At 35.5% G+C, this 18,667-nt stretch carries 12 protein-coding genes; 4 read left to right on the top strand and 8 right to left on the bottom strand.

The window, feature by feature from the left end; genetic code table 11:
- The 4 genes from C4E06_RS15015 to ychF all read left to right on the top strand — a co-directional run.
- Nucleotides 1–2,802, top strand: a 2,802-nt coding sequence (locus C4E06_RS15015) for an ATP-binding protein (protein ID WP_107668805.1), incomplete at its 5' end; no start/stop codon positions are given.
- Nucleotides 2,803–2,865: 63 nt separating this feature from the next.
- Entirely contained in the window at nt 2,866–4,650 is a 1,785-nt protein-coding gene (locus C4E06_RS15020) for a GGDEF domain-containing response regulator (RefSeq protein ID WP_107668806.1), read from the top strand.
- A gap of 252 nt (nt 4,651–4,902) precedes the next feature.
- Nucleotides 4,903–5,523: a Uma2 family endonuclease gene (locus tag C4E06_RS15025; RefSeq protein WP_107668807.1), complete on the top strand. Its 621-nt coding sequence runs from the start codon at nt 4,903–4,905 to the stop codon at nt 5,521–5,523.
- Nucleotides 5,524–5,594: 71 nt separating this feature from the next.
- Nucleotides 5,595–6,686 (top strand): redox-regulated ATPase YchF, encoded by a 1,092-nt coding sequence (gene ychF / locus C4E06_RS15030; RefSeq protein ID WP_107668808.1) that lies wholly within the window; start codon nt 5,595–5,597, stop codon nt 6,684–6,686.
- 444 nt (nt 6,687–7,130) lie between these two features.
- Here ychF and C4E06_RS15035 read toward each other — a convergent pair whose 3' ends face one another.
- From C4E06_RS15035 to C4E06_RS15070, 8 genes are all read right to left on the bottom strand, one after another.
- Nucleotides 7,131–7,805 carry a response regulator transcription factor gene (locus C4E06_RS15035; RefSeq protein ID WP_107668809.1) on the bottom strand — a complete coding sequence of 225 codons (675 nt, stop codon included), beginning with the start codon at nt 7,803–7,805 and terminating at the stop codon, nt 7,131–7,133.
- Between the two features lie 147 nt (nt 7,806–7,952).
- Complete coding sequence (locus C4E06_RS15040; RefSeq protein WP_107668810.1) at nt 7,953–8,402, bottom strand: YlqD family protein; 450 nt, start codon at nt 8,400–8,402, stop codon at nt 7,953–7,955.
- Nucleotides 8,403–8,437: 35 nt separating this feature from the next.
- Nucleotides 8,438–10,354 (bottom strand): long-chain fatty acid--CoA ligase, encoded by a 1,917-nt coding sequence (locus C4E06_RS15045; RefSeq protein ID WP_107668811.1) that lies wholly within the window; start codon nt 10,352–10,354, stop codon nt 8,438–8,440.
- Between the two features lie 188 nt (nt 10,355–10,542).
- Nucleotides 10,543–10,779 (bottom strand): type II toxin-antitoxin system HicB family antitoxin, encoded by a 237-nt coding sequence (locus tag C4E06_RS15050; RefSeq protein ID WP_107668812.1) that lies wholly within the window; start codon nt 10,777–10,779, stop codon nt 10,543–10,545.
- Entirely contained in the window at nt 10,779–10,991 is a 213-nt protein-coding gene (locus C4E06_RS15055) for a type II toxin-antitoxin system HicA family toxin (protein WP_107668813.1), read from the bottom strand. Before C4E06_RS15055 ends, C4E06_RS15050 begins: the two co-directional genes overlap by 1 nt.
- 136 nt (nt 10,992–11,127) lie before the next feature.
- On the bottom strand, nt 11,128–13,947 hold the full coding sequence (locus tag C4E06_RS15060; protein ID WP_107668814.1) for a pPIWI_RE module domain-containing protein: 2,820 nt from the start codon (nt 13,945–13,947) through the stop codon (nt 11,128–11,130).
- Nucleotides 13,940–17,371 (bottom strand): hypothetical protein, encoded by a 3,432-nt coding sequence (locus C4E06_RS15065; RefSeq protein ID WP_107668815.1) that lies wholly within the window; start codon nt 17,369–17,371, stop codon nt 13,940–13,942. Before C4E06_RS15065 ends, C4E06_RS15060 begins: the two co-directional genes overlap by 8 nt.
- 4 nt (nt 17,372–17,375) lie before the next feature.
- On the bottom strand, nt 17,376–18,667 hold a 1,292-nt coding region (locus C4E06_RS15070; RefSeq protein ID WP_107668816.1), incomplete at its 5' end, for a Fis family transcriptional regulator.

The following is an 18,667-nucleotide window of genomic DNA, read 5'->3' on the forward strand; positions in this document are numbered from 1 at the left end:
AACGAAGCCATAAATCTGTTAAAACAGTACCCAAACGTCAAGCTTGACACCTTAGAGTCCCCTGAACAGGCTTTATTCCATTTATTATCGGGGGATGTGGATGGGTTAGCTTATCCTGAACCTCCCATCAGACATTTAGTCCAATCCATTTCCCTTGATTATCGTCTCAAAACCATTGAACCGGTTTTAAAAGAAATTCCACGGGCGATCGCGGTACGAAGCGATCGCAGCGAACTCCTACAACGGTTAAATCCGGCGGTTAAAGCTTTTCTCCAATCATCAGACTATGAAGAAATTTATCAACGTTGGTATCAACCCACCCCCCTGATCACCCTCTCTCCTATGATGTTAAAGGGTTTAGGGGGATTAGTGTTTTTAATCGCTATGGTTATCTTCCTGTGGCGACTTTCTCTGATGCGATCGATGTCTCGTTTACGACAAACCCAAATGGCTTTAAAGGAAAGTGAAGCCCAATATCGAGGGATTGTCGAGGATCAAACAGAATTAATCTGTCGTTTTCTGCCCGATGGCACTTTAACCTTTGTTAATCAAGCCTATTGTCGTTATTTTGAACAATCCTATCATGACATCATTAATCGTCGTTTTATTCCTTTCATTCCTGAAGAGTATCACCAATCTTTACAGGATAATTTGAGTCGTTTGAGTAGGGCGAACCCGGTTATGAGTCATGAGCATCCTGTGATTAATGGTCAAGGGGACATCCGTTGGCAATATTGGGTGAATCGAGGGCTATTTGATGAAGGGGGCAATCTAGTTGAAATTCAAGGGGTGGGTAGAGATATTAGCGAACAAAAATGTATTGAACAAGAACTGGCGAAAAATTTACAGCAATCCCAAACTTTAAATAATATTATTAAGCAAATTCATCAAACCCTTGACATTGAGAGCATTTTAAAAAATGCCACGGAGGAAACGAGAAAAATTTTACAAAGCGATCGCGTAGCTGTTTATCAATTTAATGCTGATTGGAGTGGAGAGTTTATTGCTGAATCAGTGGATGAAAAATGGGTTAAATTAGTCAATAGTGATGTTAAAAAAGTCTGGGAAGATACGTATTTACAAAAAACTCAGGGGGGAAGATATAAGAATAACCAAACGTTTAGGGTAGATAATATTTATACAGTGGGTCATCAACAATGTCACATTGACTTATTAGAGCAGTTCCAAGCCAAAGCTTATATGATTGTTCCCCTGTTTGTCCATCATCAATTATGGGGTTTACTTGCTTGTTATCAAAATTCCCATCCTCGTCACTGGAACTCTTCAGAATTACAATTATTAACTAAAATCAGTCATCAATTAGCCCTCGCCATCCAACAATCTGAATTATTAAAACAATTAGAAACCGCTAAAAATTCTGCCGAAGCCGCTAATGAGGCTAAAAGTAATTTCTTAGCTCATATGAGTCACGAACTAAGAACCCCCTTAAATGCCATTTTAGGATTTAGTCAATTACTTAATAATGATTATAATTTGAATGATGAACAAAAAGAATATATTGGTATTATTAACCAAAGTGGAGAACATTTACTGACAATTATTAAAAATATTTTAGACATGGCTAAAATTGAAGCGAGACAAGTTTCTCTTCACTACCAATCTTTTAACCTCTATCAGTTGCTGAGAAATATTAGCCAAATGTTTAAATTAAAAGCCCAATCTAAAGGAATTGATTTGATTATAGAAATTGGACAAAATGTTCCTAGTTTTATTGTTAGTGATCAAGCCAAATTACGACAGATATTAATTAATTTACTCAATAATAGTCTTAAATTTACTGAAGAAGGAAAAGTTATTTTAAGAATACTCAATTCTCAAAAAGTACCCCAAGAAAAAGGCGGAAAAATAGCTTTAACCTTTGAAATTGAAGATACTGGAATAGGAATTGATCTCAAGGATTTTGACCATTTATTTGAACCTTTTTTTCAAACTAAAGTAGGTCAAAAAAGTCAAGAAGGAACAGGATTAGGACTGAGCATTAGTAAAGAATTTGTTGACTTAATGGGAGGGAAATTACAAGTCAGTTCTCAGGTCAATCAGGGTACAACTTTTTACTTTACGTTATCGGTAGAAATCCCAAAAAGTAGCGACACGGTTAAAGTTTCGAGTCCAGATAAAATCGTCGGATTAGCTCCTCATCAACCCTCATATCGTATTTTAATTATTGAAGACGATTTCGCCAATCGTAAAGTTCTAATCAATCTTTTAAAATCAGTAGGATTTGTGGTTCAAGAAGCGAATAATGGAGAAGAAGGGGTCAAACTTTGGGAAACATGGCAACCTGACTTAATTTGGATGGATTTAGAAATGCCAGTGATGGACGGATATCAAGCCACTCGAACCATTCGGACAAAAAACAAGGAATTAGACGGCACAAAAACCCCTAAAATTATTGCTTTAACTGCCAGTGTTTTCGCCGAAAATAGAGAAGCGGTTTTAAACATTGGTTGCGATGATTTTGTCAGTAAACCGGTTGCTGAATCCACCATTTTTGAAAAACTTGCCGAACACTTAGGAGTCCGTTATATTTATAGTAATTCCCTAACCACTCCTGTTGCTCAACAGAGAACACCCTTCCAATTAAAACAACTCAAAACTCAATTAGAAACCCTATCCATAGCTTGGCGTAACCAACTTTACCAAAAAGCAGCAGCAGCGGATGGAGAATTGATATTGCAACTGCTTGATGAATTACCATCAGAGTATAGAGATTTACGTCAAGGGATAGTAGATTTAGTGGAAAATTACAGTTTTGATCAGATAATGGAAATTAGCCAGTAATAATTGTTCCTTACTCGTACTGACATTATTGCCAAAATGTAATAGAAAAAATTACTTTTATTCATGATTAACCCCAATGCCTCTGAGCCTTCGGTGAATATTCTAATTGTTGATGATAAACCCCCTAATATCCAGGTTTTATCAAAGATGTTAACCAAAGTGGGGTATAAAGTACGGGGAGTTACCAGTGGCAAGATGGCACTGACAGCCGCTAAAACCATGCCTCCAGATATTATTCTTTTGGATATCAAAATGCCTGATATGGATGGTTATGAAGTCTGTCAACACCTGAAGCAGTTCCCAGAAACGGTAGAGATTCCTATCATTTTTATTAGTGCCTTACAAGACGCACAAGACAAAGTCAAAGCCTTTGCAGCAGGAGGGGTTGATTACATTATCAAACCCTTTCAGTTTGAAGAAGTTCACGCTAGAGTCTCTCTTCATTTAGCCTTTAGAAAAACCCGTTATCAACTACAACAATTAAACCAAGAATTAGAAAAACGAGTCGAAGAACGCACCACCGCTTTATTAGAAGCGCAAGGAGAACTGCTATTTTATGCCCGTCACGATAGTTTAACGAATTTAGCCAACCGTCGCTTATTGTTAGAACGAGTTGATCTGGCCCTGAAACGGGTTCATGAAGAAGATCATTATCTGTTTGCTGTGTTAGTCATTGATCTCGATCGCTTCAAACGCATTAATGATAGTGAGGGTCATATGGTGGGCGATCGCCTTTTAGTGGAGGTGAGTCGCACCTTAGAAACCTTGGTGAGTCCGGCCGATACCGTGGCCCGTTTGGGGGGAGATGAATTTGCCATTTTGCTCGATCCCATTGAGGATGTTAACGAAGCCCTCCGATTTGCCCAAGAGATCAAAACCACCTTAACCACTTCATTTTTTATCCAAGAAAAAGAAGTCTTTACCAGTCCCAGTATTGGGTTAACCATCAGTCATCCTAGCTATCAGTCCCCTATCGAAATTTTACGGGATGCCGACATTGCTATGGGACAAGCGAAAGAAAAGGGACGGGGAAGATATGAAATTTTTAATCAACAAATGCACGCCCAAGCATTAAAATTATTAACCTTAGAAACGGATTTACGTCACGGTATCGATAAAGATGAATTTGAGGTTTATTATCAACCTATTATGCAATTGAACCCCATCGCCTTGGTGGGGTTTGAAGCTTTAATTCGTTGGCAACATCCCCGTAAAGGCTTTATTTCCCCTGGGGAATTTATTCCTGTTGCTGAAAATACCGGGTTAATTATTCCTATCGGTACCATTGTTTTAGAAAAAGTCTGTCATCAGATACAAACTTGGAACCAAAAATATCCTCAGGCAAGGAATTTAAAAGTGGCTGTTAATTTGTCGAGTAAACAGTTTAATGATGTTAATTTGGTGCAAAAGATTGACGAGGTTTTAGAAAAAATGAGCTTAAAATCTAATCATTTAAAAATAGAAATCACCGAGACCTCTTTAATTGAACATTCTTTATCCACTATCAAATTACTCAAAGAATTAAAAAAACGTGATTTAGAAATTTGTCTCGATGATTTTGGCACGGGTTATTCTTCTTTAAGTTATCTACATCAGTTTCCCGTTGACACCTTAAAAATTGATCGTTCTTTTATTAATAGTATTGGTAAACCTCAAGACAATTCAGAAATTATTCAATCGATTATTACTTTAGCCCATAATTTGAAAATGAAAGTAGTGGCAGAAGGCATCGAAACAGAAGAACAACTCATTTATTTACAACAATTAAACTGTGATTTTGGTCAAGGATACTTTTTTAATCGTCCTTTACCACCGATAGAAGCAGAAAAACTGTTAATTAATAATTAATATTGAAAGGCAGGAGGCAGGGAGAAAAAAGTTACTCTACTAAAATAAGCGGATTTAGTATCAAAGATACTTAATCTTAGCATTTTCAGAGAAAATTAAGTCAAGAGGTTGCGCCAGTGGAGGTGGTTATGGTAAATTAATATCTCATAATTGCCAGCTTGTTTATATCAACAAATAAGCGATCTCCACAAAGTCAAAAACTCATAGAGAATTAATAGCATTAAGTCTATCCAAAAATAATAATAAATAATTATGAAAGTTACATTAGATATTGCTTCATCGGACTTGAAGAAACTATTAAATCCGATGATAACAGAAAACTGTATTACTCTTAATGATATCAGTTGGCATGAATACGAAAGTCTTTTAAGGATTTTCAGAGATAAACCCTTGTTACGTTTAAGTTATCTCGAAGGCGATCTTGAAATTATGACTAATTCTCCAGAACATGAAATGATAAAAACTTTAATTGGAAGATTAATCGAAATTTATGCCTTAGAAAAAGGAATTGATTTATATGGATGTGGATCAGCTACCTATAAAAAAGAAGCAAAATTTAGAGGATTAGAACCTGATGAAAGTTATTGTGTCGGGAATCGCAAAGATATTCCAGATTTAGCGATAGAAGTTATTATAACCAGTGGTGGAATTGATAAATTAAAAATCTATCAAGGCTTAAACATCCCTGAAGTGTTATTTTGGCAAGAAGAAAAATTCACCCTATACGGTTTAATTAATGAATTAGAAGGGTATCAAGAAATTGAACAAAGTCAACTCTTACCCGAACTAAATTTAAAGCAGTTAGCCCAATATATCAACCCTGCTGAAGAACCTGAAATGGTACGCGCTTATCGTCAAACAATTCGCAATTAACCTTACATTGATCATTTTCGGTAGATCATTGATAATAAGTAAAGAATGATTGAACACAAAAGAAGAAATTGATGCTCAAAGCTGGAATCGTTGGACTACCTAACGTCGGTAAATCGACTTTATTTAACGCGCTGGTTGCTAATGCCAAAGCAGACGCAGCGAATTTCCCCTTTTGTACCATTGAACCGAATGTGGGGGTTGTCTCCGTTCCGGATGAACGATTAACAGTGTTAGCTGAACTGTCTGAGTCTGCAAAAATTGTCCCCACTCGCATCGAATTTGTGGATATTGCTGGCTTAGTCAAAGGTGCATCAAAAGGAGAAGGACTCGGTAACCAATTTTTAGCGAATATACGAGAAGTTGATGCCATTGTTCATGTGGTGCGCTGTTTTGATGACGATGATATTATTCATGTGTCGGGTTCCGTTGACCCGGCTAGGGATATTGAAGTCATTAATCTAGAATTGGCCTTAGCTGACCTTGGTCAGATAGAAAAACGTCTAGAACGGGTGCAAAAGCAAGTCAAGGGTAAAAAAGAAGGCCAAGAGGAGATCGTCGCTTTAGAGAAGATTATCGCTATGCTCAATGAAGGAAAAGGAGCGCGTCATGTAGAATTGACCGAAGAAGAAGAAGCCTTCATCAAACCCTTGGAACTGTTAACCCGTAAACCTATCATCTATGCAGCCAATGTGTCAGAAGATGACTTAGGGACGGGGAATGATTGGGTAGAGGAAGTGAGAAAGATTGCTGAGATGGATAAAGCGAAGGTAGTTATTGTGTCTGCTCAAGTAGAATCGGAATTAATTGAGATTTCTGAAGAAGAAAAAGCCGACTATTTAGAGTCTTTGGGGGTTCAAGAAGGGGGGTTACAATCCTTAATTCAAGCGACTTACGAATTGTTGGGACTGAGAACCTATTTAACCACCGGACCCCAAGAAACTCGCGCTTGGACCATTGTGGCCGGAATGAAAGCACCCCAAGCAGCCGGTGTCATTCATACGGACTTTGAACGGGGGTTTATTCGCGCTGAAACCATTTCTTATGACGATTTAGTGGCTTGTAAAACCATGACGGTGGCTAAAGAAAAGGGTTTAGTTCGTAGCGAAGGCAAAGACTATGTGGTGCAAGAAGGGGATGTGATGTTATTTCGGTTTAATGTTTAGTTTGAAACAAAAAGAAAAAACAGAATTTTGTAAGGTGGGCAAGGTTTCCAAGAATCAAGTTAGTTTTGATAAGTCTTTGATACCAAATCCGCTTATTTTAGTAGAGTAACGTTTTTTCTCCGGCGCTCCCTGCTCCTGCGCTCCCTGCTCCCTGCTTCGAGACTTGATACTATACTATACTATCTAAAGCGGATCTCGTATGACTTGCCCACCCTACCGTCTAGAATATCCTCAGAATCAACTGAAGAAATCAAATATTAAGGAAAAACAGCCCAAGGAACCTTGGACTGTCTTTAAGAGTCGCCGATGAAGCGTAAGACATCAAAAAAAACGGCTAACTCTTGTTACGGAGACACTTTAAAAAGTTTGGATCATTAACAATTTATTAAACTTGTTATTTATTGTAACTTAAGTGACCGATTCTGTTGGCTTTTGTTCCCAGGGTTAACTGACTAAATGATGATCTAGGGCAAAACGGACTAATTCGGCGCGGTTGCTGGTGTCGGTTTTCCGCAGTAAACTACTCACATATTTTTCGATGGTACGGGGACTTAAATGAAGTCTTTGACCTATTTCGCCGTTGGAGAGTCCCATGGTTAAGAGATCAAGGACTTCGCTTTCTCGTCGCGTGAGATCAAACAATTCCATTTCTGCTTGAATGGAAATTTTAGCAGCTTCTTGCTGTTGTTGAAGATTTTTTTGAGTTGAAGATTGTTCTTGAGAAAATCGCCATTCTGACTGGATAATTTGCGATCGCTCTAATAAATTACGAATCACTGCCTTTAATTCTTCCATTTCAAAGGGTTTGGGTAAATACACATCACAACCCACTTGATACCCTTGGATGCGTTCTGCTGTGGTGTCACATTCGGTCAAAAAGACCACCGGAAGCAAGCGAAACTCAGGGAGTTGTCGCAGTTCTTTAACTAAAGTATAACCGTCTTTGTATGGCATCTTAATATCGGATACCAACAAATGGGGGCGATAAGTCTTAACTAAGGAAAAGGCATCTTCTCCATTTTGGGCAGTTATCGCTGCATAACCGTGAATTTCTAAGTAGTCTTTAACGGCGACACGAATTCCGAGGTCGTCATCGGCGACTAAAATCAATAATGGCATAGGTGAGGGCTTACGTCTCTATTATTAGCATAGCATTTTTAGAAGAGATTGAGGAAAATTGAAACATTGACTCTTAATAATTGGTAGTAATCAGTAACTAACAATCGAGATTACATCATTAGTTACTGATTACCCACTGATTAGCTGTTAAATCTCTCCGCGAATTTCTTCAATTACGCCGTCACGAATGACAATTTCTACATTTAACTTTTTCACCAAATTGTCTCCTTTTTCGACACGGAAAAAGCTTTCCATTTGTCCTTGAACCACTTCTTGTTCGAGTTCGACGGTTTGCACTTGTTGCATTTGTTGTAAGAATTGATTTTTTCTTTCTAAAAACTCGCTTTTTTTCTGATTAACCTGTAATTGAATATTATCAATTTGTTGGGTTGTTTGCTCACCCGGAGGGGAAACACTTTGTTTTTGAATCTCAGAAATAGCTCGTTGTCCTTGCATTTCAATTTGTTGCATTTGGTTGTCAAGCTGGCTGATTTGTGCTTGCAATTGTTGTTGCATTTCTTCTTTCCAGCGAGGGGTAACGATCACTTTTAAATTAACTGGACGTTTTAGTAATAAACTGGTGTTTGCGTCTTCCATGACTGTTTTCTCCGTTGACTAGCTTTTTCTGATGATTAAGATTCAAACATCCCGTCGATCATACCCTGATATCGTTCTGTGACCACAGGCCGTTTGATTTTTAAGGTTTGGGTCATCATACCGTTGTCAACGGAAAAGGGTTCTAAGATCAGTTCAAAGGCTTTAATTTGGTCATCTGCGCGGTATCCGGGGCGGTTTTTCACTTCTCGGTTCAATTCTTGTTTAAATAGGTTTTGAACGGGTTTTCCGTAGAGATCACTATTAACGATCGCTTCTCTGCTGGCATCTTCAGGGGGAAAACTCAGGTTCAGTTGTTGATTTTTGCCCCATGTTTGCAATGCGTCTAAATTGGGGACAATTAAAGCACCTAAAGCTTTTTGATCTTGCCCCACTAACATCATTTGGTCGATATAAGGACTTCTAACGCAAGCATCTTCAATGGGTTGGGGTTCAATATTTTCGCCGTTACTCAAAACAATGGTATCTTTGGCCCGTCCACTAATCACTAGATCATTCATGGGGGTGATCCATCCTAAGTCCCCACTATTAAACCATCCTTCCGAATTGATCGCTTTGGCCGTTGCTTCGGGTTTTTTGTAGTATCCTTGCATGACTTGAGGACCGCGTATGAGAACAACCCCTTTTTTTCCTTGGGAAAGGGGTTCACCGGTATCGAGATCAACGATCTTGATCTCGGTTTTGGGAATAGGTTGACCGGAGGAACCCCGCAGGTTATGACTATAGGTGCGTGCATTGGTCACGGGGGCCGTTTCAGTGAGGCCGTAACCCACTAACACGGGGACGTTGATGATCTCATAGAACTCGTCTAAATGCTTGGCCAGGGAACCGCCACCACTGACGAGGGTTTCAAAATTGCCCCCTAAACCGTCTCGAATTTTCTGGTAGACTAATTTATCTCCTAAATTATGTAATGGGGCTAATAAGGACATTTTTAGCCGTGCCATGAGCCTTTCTGTTGCCGACGCATCGAAGTGTTCTAAGCTCATGTTATTGGCGATGCGTCTTGAAAGGATAAAAGTTTGAGAAATATTGAAGAAAAACTTGACTATTTTTTGTTGGGTCGGACTTTGTTCTCTAAACTGCTTCTGTATTCCTTCATAAAGAGAGTCCCAAAGACGGGGAACCCCCACCATGTGATGGGGTTTAAACTTCTTGAGATCGGTCTTAAAGTTACGGATATTGGTATAAATGAGGGTGCATCCTTGAGAGAGTAAAAAATATTCTCCACTCCGTTCGTAGGCGTGCCAAGAGGGTAAAATACTGAGAACTTTGTCTCCTGGTTGGGGTTTGATGACTGCATCTAAATTTTTGACTTGATGCAATAGGTTACCATGAGACAACATTGCACCTTTGGGTTGTCCGGTGGTTCCTGAGGTATAAATTAAAGTAGCTAAATCATCATCTTCTTTGGTAACAGGGTTTAAGCTATGTTTTGCCCCTTCTTCCATCAGTTGAGTATAGTTTAAGGTTTTGATGGAATCATCGGTTTTGGGGGTTTCGTCGCTGAGTAGAATGATGAGTTGTAGGGGTATTTCGTCACAAAAAGAGCGTATTTTATCTAAAGTCTTCTGATTTTCTACGATGAGGGTACTACTATCACTATCTCTTAAAATATAGGCTATTTCGTTTTTATCTGCTTGTGCCGATCGCACGGCATTGGCGGCCCCTGCTAACATGGAACCTTGATCGGCAATGAACCAACGGGGACTATTATCAGCAATCAAGCTAATTTTATCATCAGGGGTGACTCCTAGGGCTTGCAGTCCAGAGGCAAATTGTTTGATTTGTTGGTATAACTGAGCGTAAGTTAGTTTAACTGCTGGTTTGCTGTGGGGATCATGGAGTGCGAGGATGTCGGGGAATTTTTTCGCTGCGATCGCCCAGATATCAGGTAAGGCCGTTAAGTTAGCATATTCAGGAATCGTTGTCATAGCATTAATATTAGTAATGGTTTTACCCTATAGACTAGCTAATCATGGGGTGATTGTTCCCATGTTAGAGGTTTAATGCTTTGGTTTAAAGGGGAATAGTGACAGTTTTTTCAGTGATCAGTGACTTGCTTACTTTCTCATTATGTAGGAGCATAATAAGATTATTTCAATGTATTTCATTGATATAGTTATTTTATTATTTCAACTAATTGACTTGATTGATTAAAAAGTTGAGGTTTTGGTAAAATTTCATTATTCTCTAAAGTAGATTCTACTAACAACTCTAATACTTCTTGGGCATTTTTTAAAGCTTCCTCATAAGTATCACCATGGGTATGACAAAATTCTCCCCATTCAGGAAGGGTAACAACATAACATTCATCTTCGTTTGACCATTGAATAATAATTGTGTAGTGATTATTCATTATTGATCCTCCTTAATTTTAGCTAGTTTATTTAAAGCATTATTGACATCTTTTTCTTGATAAGGTTTTGCATCATCTCCGTCTTGACCAGATAAGGTTATTTTACCAGATAATAAAGGATGTGACCATTTTGTATGACTTCCTTTTGCTGGTTGATAGGTAAATCCTGCTTTTTTCAGTATTTGTTTTAATTCTCTAATTTTTTTCGGCATTATTCTATTATATTATGTAGGGACATAATAATATTATGACCTACCACCAACTTAATATAGACTTGGATTTCTATATTTGTCGTTGGAATATTTTAGATAAAAATGAGGTTATTTATGTCAAGAAATAATATTAACATTAAAAATTCTTTAGATCAAATAACGTTAACTGATTATACTGTTCTTCTGGTTGTTCATCTTCTTCGATTGGTTCTAATTCTATATCATCTGTATAAGTAACTGCATATTCTTTAGCTTTTTGTGCAAAGGGAAAGGGAAAAGGTAAGGTTGTTTCATTGGAATAATATGGCCACAGAGATCGTAAATAATGTACGAATGCTGCTAATTCTTCATTATTATTTTTAGGATTATAGATAATAGAAATTTCTAAAGGAACGACTTTATATGTCGCTTTTGTCCCATCATCTAAACGAGATTGACCAATCCTAAGTAAGTTTTGTTCAGTGTTTAAATTCTGTCTTAAACTGATAAAAAGATTATTTTTTATACTATCACAAACATTATCCCATCTAAATACGCCTGTTGTTTTACTTTCTGATGCTTGATTATCTTTTACTGCTAATTTATGAGGAACTTCTCCATTTTTATTGATTCGTAACCTGACAATTTGTATCCTTTCTGTTTCTGGTTGATTCTCTATATCTGTTGAATTCAATTTAATTTCTTTTGGTAATTGATTAACTTTTGATAAATTTTTATTATTAATGTAAGGTAATACTTTTCTTGAATTTTGGGCTTCTACCATAAATAAAAGATGAGGTTTGTCTGTCTCTAAGGGTTCACTTAGACATGACTTTAAACATTTTTCTACAAATTGATTGATTTTATTTTTCTGTTCTTTTTTATCATCATAGGATTGATCGTCAGTTTCGTAAGATGTATTATCTTCAAAAGTAGAATTCTCATCCCATTCTAAATTTAAAAGCGTAAGTAATCCTTTGGGATAAGGTTCCCAAATTGATTCAGAATAGGATGAAGAATTAGCTATTTCTACGCTTCCAGTTATGGGGTTAACTCTTACCATAACAGCAATTTTCAGACTTGTTTTATCAACATTTGTTTTTTTAGTTCTTCGTAACACATAAAAACAAGTTAACCATAAATTTTTATCCAGTTGTTCTAGATTTTTGTTTAATTCTCCAGTTTGGTTAGAAGGGAGAGGAAACACCCCAAACTGTCTTAATAAGTCAGAAACAGCTTGTTTTATTCTATTTTCACCATCCTTAGTAAAATATTTTTTTCCTTCTTTAGTAAATTTACTAATACTATGGAGATGTTGATTCAAATAATTGGCTTTTCCTGCACCAATTCTTAAAGCTAATTTTGGGTCAGATGCTGGTAACTTAAAGAAGTAGTTTTTGTCTTTGATTTCAATTAAACATCCACAAATTTCTTCAGTATATGGTAATTCTTTTTGTATATTTTTGGCTCTTTTACATAATCCATTTTTTCGTTTATTTGCTTTATCAATATCTAACTTATTGGTTAATTCTTGAACGTGCTGAGTAATAATACAAATTTCTCCTAATTCACCTTGATAATTGATTATTTCTCGATAATTTTCTTCATTTGTTTCTCTTTTAGTTTCTATTGTTAATTGAAGACGTAAACAAATTTCTTTAATGAGTTCGTCTCTCGTTTCTGTTGTTTCCCAGAGAATTAAAATTGTTTTTAAAGGACACTTATTGAGGGAAAAAACAGCAGGTGCAGCGACACTCGGACGGAATATAGGAGGGTCTAATTCATCAGGTTTCTTAGGTGTTTTATCATCTTTAGACTTCGTTGGTGAAGGTTTCCAAAATGCTTTATTACCTGCAATTTTTATTCCTTGACCTACTCTTTGAACAGGTAAACGTTCCTCTATTGCTTTATCTACCATGACATAATCAATAGGATTAACGCCGGGTGAACAATGAGAGATGTTAAGATGTCGATTATCATAGGATATGGCAATTTGAAAGTCATCTGTTTGTTCAGGATTTTGCCACTGATACTCTGGGGTTTTTAATAAGTCTTGAGGTTGTGGAAGGGATACATTATGATAACCCAAAAGTCTATTAACTACTTTTTGCCATTGATGGTTTTCTCCTATTTTCTTTATTTGTAATGGAACAAAACTAAAGGGTTGTTTTTCACCATCTAACCAGCGCATTTTATTACCAACAAATGCCGTAACTCCTCTATAGGGAAACTTGCCTTTAGGAAATTCATAAATCCAGCGACGGACAGATAATTGATAAGTAATTAACGGATGTTTACGGAAAGGAATGGTTTGTAAAGTAAACTTAATGACAAAAGAAATATGGACGGTTTTAGAATCGGTTTTAGTTCCAATTAATAAAGGTTTAGGTGGCCATGACATTAATTCGCCATCACTATTTAATCTAACAACTCGATGAAAAGTTAATGGATATTGACCTTTTTTTCCAAAGTTAATCGTAGGATTTTTTAGAAATTCTGTCACTAAATAATCAGGAACCGACTTAAATCTAATATCAGGATAAAGGTACTGTTGATTAGCATTAATTAAAGAATAACTAATAGGTTTCTCATCCCATTGCCAATCTTCTGCTTTTAAGTTCTTTAAACTTTCTCTAACATTTTCTTCTCCTAAAGACTCATTAAATTCTTCTTCTAACCAATCTTTAAGGACATAAGAAAGTAATTCAGTATCAATTTTATCTTGACTATAAAGCCAAGGATTATTATTATTTTTCCAAGACTTTCGGGCAACATGAACAATTTTAGGATAACTGGCATAGATGATAGGGTCAAGAGATTTAACAGGAATAGAAGGATAATTTTTTGTTGATTGTGAACGCTTTTTGGCTAAACTTTGAGCAACTTGTTTCCAAGAATTAGGAACTTTTAGGGTATAAAGTTCATAGGGATTATCATTAATTAGTTCCCAAGCGCAAGGGAGAATCATTTTATTCATAATTTAAGTTCTCAGTTGATTGTAATGCGGTGAAAAATTCACCATAAAGTTCAGTTGCTAGAGTTTTTTGATAGGGTAAAGAATTTTCTTCATTGAGTAACTTTTCTAACTGTTTGATAATAGCAACTAATAAAGATGTGGTTTCTTTATCCGTTTCATTCTTAACAGACTCAGGGGCAAATGTTAAGTCGAGAAAATGAACTAAACAAGGAACTCCACCCCTAACTAATCTTCCTATCACTTGCCAGATACTAACAAATTGATTCAAGGATAAAACTTGTCTTTCTTCTTCACTAAGTTGTTTAAAGGACATAGATCGTAAATTTAGTTGATACAGTTTATTTCTGGCTAATTGATAAAACTTATTCTCTACTTCAGTTAAGTTTGATAATTGGGTTAATTGTGTATCTAAATAATGATTTAATGCCCAATTATTTAACTGTCTTACTGTTATTTGCCAATCGTTAGGAACCGGCATGGGACGACTCACAAATACCGCCACCCCAAAAGCAGCAATTCTTTGATCATTGAGAATGTTATGACCTCTTTCTAATGCCATTAACGGGGCAATAATTATCTGTTTTTTATCTTTTTTTATGGCTTGTGTTATTTTTCCTCGTCTAATTCCTTCGTCTTCTTTGGGTGAATTATCCCGTCGTAAACAATGAATTTCAAGATTATTAATAGTATATTTTAGGGGTGAATGTTTTAAATATTCTGATAATAATTCTGCTTCATCATAACTATTTACTAGCAATAATATACGATTGCGATCGCTCCATTGCTTATGATTTTGTTTGGCTTTAATTTCAATGGTTTCAAATAAATATTCGATAAAACTTGAGGCTTTATCTGGTTTATATATTATGGTTTCAGTCATATCTTTAACTGCTTTTTTTCTATCTTTTGGTAATTTCCCTGATATGGCAATATGATTACTCCTGTTAAGACTTTGCTGAGGGCTAAAATAAAATTCACTGCTACGAATTCCCTCATTACCTGCTGTTTTATTGTTGTCCGAAGGAACTAACAGAATAGAAGGTTTTTCTATTAAATGATAGTCAGGACTTCCAGGGACATAACTGGTTCCTGAAATCAAAATAGTGTGAGGTCCATTAATATTATCTACTGACCATAATTTAGGAAAATTAAGCAGCAAATAACGACCCACCCCAACATAACGAAAATACTCTAATTTTCCTGCTTTTCTATTACTTCTTTCTGGAATATAACGAAACCCTAAAAGATTACCGACGGGGGCGTTAGGAATAATAGGAAGAAAGTCACGAGGAGGACGATGAACAAGGGATTGATTAATATCATGTAAGTCAATAATTCGCCCCATATCGATTAAATTATCGACTAAATAACCTAAACGATTATCTAAAATGGTAACTAAAATAGCTAGATAGGTTTTAGTTAATAATTCTTGTATTTTTTCTTGGTCATTAAATTTTATTTTGTGATTTTTTAAGTAACGTTTCCACCATTTTTCAATTTCGGAAATAATCAATTCTTCATTTTCACTATGAAGACAATAGATAGGAATTTGTCCTAATTTTGAATTATTGGCAGCATCAAGAGGAGATTTAAAAAATGTTTCTAAGTCTTTTAATGTTTCTTTTTGACGCTGTTCTTCTTGTTGTGATGCTATTCCTTCTGTCACTGATTTTGTTGGTGTTGATTGATTATTTTCTGCTGCTTCTTCAACATATTTCATTAAACTGGCAAATAAAGATATCCCTGTAAAATGACTTCTATCTAACCAATTAATTAATATTTCATTCCCATAAAGTAAATTACAAATTTTATTGATAGCAGTATCTGCTGTATTTTGTGTATTTGTCCATTTTTCTACTAACGGAATACCCATAATACCACGATTAGATTCGTAGATAGGATTATGATTATTTCTAAGTTTATTGAGAAAACAATTTTTAGAATTATCTAGTAAGTTTTCTTGGGGACAAAATTGTTGATCTAGTTGAACTTGTACTCTATCCGCTTCATCAACAAACAAAAAATTACAATGATGATAAATTGCTTCAGCAAAGGTGATTCTTTTTCCTTTAAACCCTTGTTTTGGGACACGAGTTTGTACTAAACTAGCAGGAGTCAAGATCCAAATTTTCGCTTGAATTATGTCTTTTTCCAGTTGATGTCTTGGACAATGGTAATAAAAAGGGCAAGTATAATAATCACTTTCTTTAAACTCCTCATCTTCATCATTATCATTCTTAGGAATGACTATTTTTGAATAAAGATTGTGACAAGGTTCTTCTCCAAAACCCCAATGATTTTCTGGTTCAACTAATGGTAATAAAAGGCAAACTGGACTAAACCAACGCCATACAGGATGTTCTCCTCCTTGGGTGATTTCGTCACCAGAATTTGATAAAATAGGTTCATAAACTTTAGTGAGATGATCATTGCGATCGCTTCCTAAAATGGGTGCAGCAGGAATATTCAATTGATGAGCAAATAATGATGCTATTTTAACAGCTGTTACCACATCATTAACCACTAAAGCACATCGATTCTTTTGTTTAGCTAAATGATATAACAAAATTTCTAATAGGGTGGATTTCCCCACATTTAATAACCCTACAATATGCACTAATTCTTTAATATTAATCTCGTTTGTTGGTTGAAAATCATCAGAAGATTGATGATAAGCTTTAAAGGCAATCTTTTCTAACCGTTTATAATAATTTGCTGCTGGTTGTTTGTTTTCTGCTAATTTTATATCCATTTCTTGAGCAGCTTTTTGTAACTCTGAAAAGGTGACTATATTGGATGTAGAATGATCTCTAGATTCTAATTCTAAATAGGGGACTTGAGGTAACTTATTGATACTTGTCGGAATTTTAATTGGTATTTCTTCAGATGAGTTTTTATGAGTAAAAACTTTAGCAAACCAGTCTCCTGATGTTGCTAATTTAGCTTTTTGTGGTTTATGAATAGGTACGGTTTCTAAGGTAGTTAAGTAAAAATTATAACGTTGAGAAACAATAGTTGTCGGAATTCTTTGAGGATTATCTTCTAAATTGTTAAAATCAAAAATTCTTACAGTTTCAGGAAGATTTATATATTCATTTAAAGACTTGTTCCATTGTTTCCCTTTTCGTCTAAATAAATAAAATCGAACTTTTTTTATCTTCTCCCAATTATCTTCATCTAATAAGAAATCAACAGGAAAACGATAACCTAATAATAAAGCAGATACAGACGTTACAGGTTCATTAGGTGCAATATGATGTAATAAAGTTAAACCTAATTCTACGTCAACAATGAGTCTTGCTAATCGTTTAATTATTTTATCTGTTTTAGTTTCATTGATTTCAAAATTTACGTACTCTTGTAAATCGTTAGACTCCGCTAATGATTTCCTAATTTTTCGACTCCAACTAGAAATATCTCTCATATTTTTATTCTCCTAAAATTTGTTTAGCTTCTTTAATTACTTCACGCATTAATTTTAATTTTACTCTATCTAATTTAGGTTCAATTTCTGCACGACAATTTTTAATTTTTAAGACTTCTTCCCGTATATCAGGAAAAACAATCAACGTTTTTTGACACTTTCTTTGATAGTCAACTTTTTTTAATCTTTCCTCATTTAAAATACTCCAATCTTTGACATCAATTGCCCATTTAATTTTTTCAGGAAATTCTACTAATAAATCAAATTCATCAATTTCTGGCCAAAGGGTAACGTTAAGACCTAATTTTGAAAGTTCATCTTTTAACTCAATTTCCCAGAGTCCGGGAATGGTTCCATAACGATAGATTCCTGGGGTTACTATTTTGTAACGGCCTACTTTTTCTCTGGATATTGTGGGTTTAGAAGGTAATTTTAACTGTGTGACTAATCTTTGACAATCTTGATAACGACAATGATAAGTTCCATCAGAACGTCGATTTTGAACATATCCACATCGAGGACAAAAATGATATTCATCATCAGCTTTTAACTGGTTTAAATCGATATAAATATCGTTAAAATAATCTTTTAATGGCCTTAATTTTTCGTTACGAATTAACCGATGATAATCTGTATGAGATAAAACGGGTTGAGTAATAATTAATTCTCGAAACTCTCTATAAGTTTCGTCTAATTGAGTTTGACGACAAAAGCTTAAAACTTCTTCTAGTTTTTTCTCCTGAACTTCTAACGTAATATTACCTCCTTCTATCACCCACTGTTCAGCAAAATTAGATAAATTTCCTGCTTCTACTAAACTAACATCAGGAGAAAGATGTTTAAGCTTTTTAGCAGTTTCCCAGTTAATAAAAGGTTCTTGAGAAAACTCAAAAAATTCAGGTAAATTTTTAGGCGCAGTCTCATCACCATTGAGTAAAGATTGTAAATACATCTGAGACATTCCTATTCTTAACCCGTCAGGAATGGGAACTTTTTGATCTAGATTTTTTGTTTCCCATTGTTTTAACCCACTGGCTAAATATTGCAAGGTATCTGTAACAGAAATATTAACCTCTGGTTCGGGGGTTTCCTCTCGAAGAAAACGAATACTTCTAGCCACATTATCATCCCAGTCAATGTCAATTTTTCTCATGGTTTGTAACCATCGTTGTAGGGTTGCTTTTTGCTTTGGTTGCATTCGGAGTTCTACGCATAACTCTTCTAAGGTTGGTCCTTCTTCATGAGTCCGAAACCACTCCCGTAATGCTTCTAAAATTCTGTCTCGATGTCGTGTAA

Origin of the sequence: Cyanothece sp. BG0011, assembly GCF_003013815.1 — a bacterium.
Lineage (GTDB): Bacteria > Cyanobacteriota > Cyanobacteriia > Cyanobacteriales > Microcystaceae > Crocosphaera.